3 protein-coding genes are annotated in these 3,832 nt (G+C 70.4%); all 3 read left to right on the top strand.

Going from position 1 to position 3,832, the window contains the following annotated elements:
• Positions 1–152: 152 nt before the first annotated feature.
• The 3 genes from ACFVXK_RS37470 to sucD all read left to right on the top strand — a co-directional run bounded on the left by ACFVXK_RS37470 (position 153) and on the right by sucD (position 3,663).
• Complete coding sequence (locus ACFVXK_RS37470) at positions 153–1,307, top strand: VWA domain-containing protein (protein ID WP_389621517.1); 1,155 nt, start codon at positions 153–155, stop codon at positions 1,305–1,307.
• Positions 1,308–1,572: 265 nt separating this feature from the next.
• On the top strand, positions 1,573–2,751 hold the full coding sequence (gene sucC / locus ACFVXK_RS37465; RefSeq protein ID WP_389621514.1) for an ADP-forming succinate--CoA ligase subunit beta: 1,179 nt from the start codon (positions 1,573–1,575) through the stop codon (positions 2,749–2,751).
• 21 nt (positions 2,752–2,772) lie between these two features.
• Positions 2,773–3,663, top strand: a complete 891-nt coding sequence (sucD, locus tag ACFVXK_RS37460) for a succinate--CoA ligase subunit alpha (protein ID WP_045952187.1) — start codon at positions 2,773–2,775, stop codon at positions 3,661–3,663.
• The last annotated feature ends 169 nt before the right edge of the window (positions 3,664–3,832 follow it).

Here is a 3,832-nt window from a genome sequence, read left to right as displayed (position 1 = left end):
GTGATTGCGCCCACACAATTCCCACCGCGGGCGGTTTGTCCCCCCCCGGGGGCCGGGGGGGCCGCCCCGCCTATGGGGTGACGGGCGGGGCGGGGAGACGGACCCGCGCAGCGGGAGCGTACGGACGGCAACGACGCAAGGGGGATCGGCAGATGACGGAGAGCGGCACGGAAACCGCCGGAGGCGAGCGGCTGCGGCGCTGGCGGATGGCACTCGGCGGCGGGGAGGGCGACGGGACGGGACAGACGCTCGGCGGGCGGGACGCCGCGATGGACGGGGCGCTGGCCGCGCTCTACGGAGCCGGGGACGGCAAGGGGCCGGGGGAGCGGACCGCCGGGCTCGGGGGGTCCGCGCCGCGGGTGGCGCGCTGGCTCGGGGACATCCGGACGTACTTCCCCACCCCCGTCGTGCAGGTCATGCAGCGGGACGCCATCGAGCGGCTCGGCCTGTCCGCCCTCCTGCTGGAGCCGGAGATGCTGGAGGCCGTCGAGCCCGACGTGCACCTGGTCGGGACCCTGCTGTCGCTGAACAAGGCGATGCCCGACGCCACGAAGGAGACCGCGCGGGCGGTGGTCCGCAAGGTGGTCGAGCAGCTGGAGCGGCGCCTCGCGACCCGGACCCGGGCCACCCTCTCCGGGGCCCTCGACCGCTCCGCCCGGACCAGCCGCCCCCGCCACCGGGACATCGACTGGGACCGCACCATCCGCGCGAACCTCAAGAACTACCTCCCCGAGCACCGCACCGTCGTGCCCGAGCGGCTCGTCGGCTACGGGCGGGCCGCGCGGGCGGTGAAGAAGGAGGTGGTGCTCTGCATCGACCAGTCCGGCTCGATGGCGGCCTCGGTCGTCTACGCCTCCGTCTTCGGGGCGGTCCTGGCCTCCATGCGTTCGATCGCCACCCGCCTGGTCGTCTTCGACACGGCGGTCGTGGACCTGACCGACCGGCTCGACGACCCCGTGGACGTCCTCTTCGGCACCCAGCTCGGCGGCGGCACGGACATCAACCGCGCCCTGGCCTACTGCCAGTCCAGGATCACCCGTCCTGCCGACACGGTCGTGGTCCTGATCAGTGATCTCTACGAGGGCGGCATACGCGACGAGATGCTGAAGCGGGTCGCCGCGATGAAGGCGGCCGGCGTGGAGTTCGTGACCCTGCTCGCGCTGTCCGACGAGGGCGCCCCCGCCTACGACCGGGAGCACGCCGCGGCCCTGGCCGCACTGGGCGCCCCCGCCTTCGCCTGCACGCCCGACCTGTTCCCGGAGGTGATGGCGGCCGCGCTGGAGAAGCGCCCCCTGCCGGTCCCGTGACGGGCCGCCGAGAATCGGCGGATCGCACGAACCCGCAGTTCCGGGGTGAGGCGATCTGTGACAGGTATCACCGCTCAGGTGTGATCTGTGATTTAGGGTCCCACGGCCCTCGGGGATAACCTGCGAGACGGACATGCCGCGTCCACGGTCACCGTGTGCGCCTACCCAGTGACAGCGCCGTCACGTTGCCCTCCGCGGCACGCCCACGCAGATAGCAGACAAACCGCGAATCACTGCGAATCTTCAAAACAAGGGACGGACGCGCGTGGACCTGTTCGAGTACCAGGCGAGGGACCTCTTCGCCAAGCACGGTGTACCGGTGCTGGCCGGTGAAGTGATCGACACGCCTGAGGCGGCTCGCGAGGCCACCGAGAAGCTGGGCGGCAAGTCGGTCGTCAAGGCACAGGTGAAGGTCGGCGGCCGCGGCAAGGCCGGCGGCGTCAAGCTCGCCGCCACCCCGGACGAGGCCGTCGCCCGCGCGACGGACATCCTGGGCATGGACATCAAGGGCCACACGGTCCACAAGGTGATGATCGCCGAGACGGCTCCCGAGATCCTCGAGGAGTACTACGTCTCGTACCTGCTCGACCGCACCAACCGCACCTTCCTGGCCATGGCCTCGGTCGCCGGCGGCATGGACATCGAGCAGGTCGCCGAGGAGACCCCCGAGAAGCTCGCGAAGGTCCCGGTCAACGCCAACGAGGGCGTCACGATCGAGAAGGCCCGCGAGATCGTGGAGCTCGCGCAGTTCCCGGCCGAGGTCGCCGAGAAGGTCGCCGAGGTCCTCGTGACCCTGTGGAAGACCTTCATCGCCGAGGACGCGCTCCTCGTCGAGGTCAACCCGCTCGCGAAGGTCGCCTCCGGCGACGTCATCGCCCTCGACGGCAAGGTCTCCCTGGACGAGAACGCCGAGTTCCGCCAGCCGGGTCACGAGGAGTTCGTGGACCACGCGGCCGCGAACCCGCTCGAGGCCGCCGCCAAGGAGAAGAACCTCAACTACGTCAAGCTCGACGGTGAGGTCGGCATCATCGGCAACGGCGCGGGTCTCGTCATGAGCACCCTCGACGTCGTCGCCTACGCCGGTGAGAACCACGGCGGCGTCAAGCCCGCCAACTTCCTCGACATCGGCGGTGGCGCCTCCGCCGCCGTCATGGCCAACGGCCTCGAGATCATCCTCGGCGACCCGGACGTCAAGTCCGTGTTCGTCAACGTCTTCGGTGGCATCACCGCGTGTGACGAGGTCGCCAACGGCATCGTCCAGGCGCTGAAGCTGCTCGAGGACCGGGGCGAGGCGGTCACCAAGCCGCTGGTCGTCCGCCTCGACGGCAACAACGCCGAGCTGGGTCGCAAGATCCTCTCGGACGCCAACCACCCGCTGGTGCAGCGCGTGGACACCATGGACGGTGCGGCCGACAAGGCCGCCGAGCTCGCGGCTGCGAAGTAAGGGCAGAGGTCACAGACTCACATGGCTATCTTCCTCAACAAGGACAGCAAGGTCATCGTCCAGGGCATGACCGGTGCCACGGGCATGAAGCACACCAAGCTGATGCTGGCTGACGGCACCAACATCGTCGGCGGCGTGAACCCGCGCAAGGCCGGCACGACCGTCGACTTCGACGGCACCGAGGTCCCGGTCTTCGGCTCGGTCGCCGAGGCGATGGAGAAGACGGGCGCCAACGTCTCCGTCCTCTTCGTCCCGCCGGCCTTCGCCAAGGCCGCCGTCGTCGAGGCCATCGACGCCGAGATCCCGCTGGCCGTCGTCATCACCGAGGGCATCGCGGTGCACGACTCCGCCGCCTTCTGGGCGTACGCGACCGCCAAGGGCAACAAGACCCGCATCATCGGCCCGAACTGCCCGGGTCTGATCACCCCCGGCCAGTCCAACGCCGGCATCATCCCGGGCGACATCACCAAGCCCGGCAAGATCGGTCTCGTGTCCAAGTCCGGCACGCTGACCTACCAGATGATGTACGAGCTGCGCGACATCGGCTTCACCTCCGCCGTCGGCATCGGTGGCGACCCGGTCATCGGCACCACGCACATCGACGCCCTGGAGGCCTTCGAGGCCGACCCGGAGACCGAGCTCATCGTCATGATCGGCGAGATCGGCGGCGACGCCGAGGAGCGTGCGGCGGACTTCATCGCGAAGAACGTCACCAAGCCGGTCGTCGGCTACGTCGCGGGCTTCACCGCCCCCGAGGGCAAGACCATGGGCCACGCCGGCGCCATCGTCTCCGGATCTTCTGGCACCGCACAGGCCAAGAAGGAGGCCCTCGAGGCCGCCGGCGTCAAGGTCGGCAAGACGCCGACCGAGACGGCCAAGCTCGCGCGCGAGATCCTCGAAGGCGCGAAGTAAGCGGCAGTCGGCGGTAGCGGTACTGCACGACGGGCGTGGGCCGCACCCACCGGGGGGCGGGCCACGCCCCCTTTAGCGCGGCGGTCACAACGGCGTAGGGGGGTTACGGCGGGGGCCGGCGGCGGGGGGGGCGCGGAGGGGGTCCGGGCGGGAGCGGGGGGGGGCGGTC

The organism is Streptomyces sp. NPDC058157, assembly GCF_042884105.1.
GTDB lineage: Bacteria > Actinomycetota > Actinomycetes > Streptomycetales > Streptomycetaceae > Streptomyces.
This window is presented reverse-complemented; position numbering and strand designations above follow the sequence as displayed.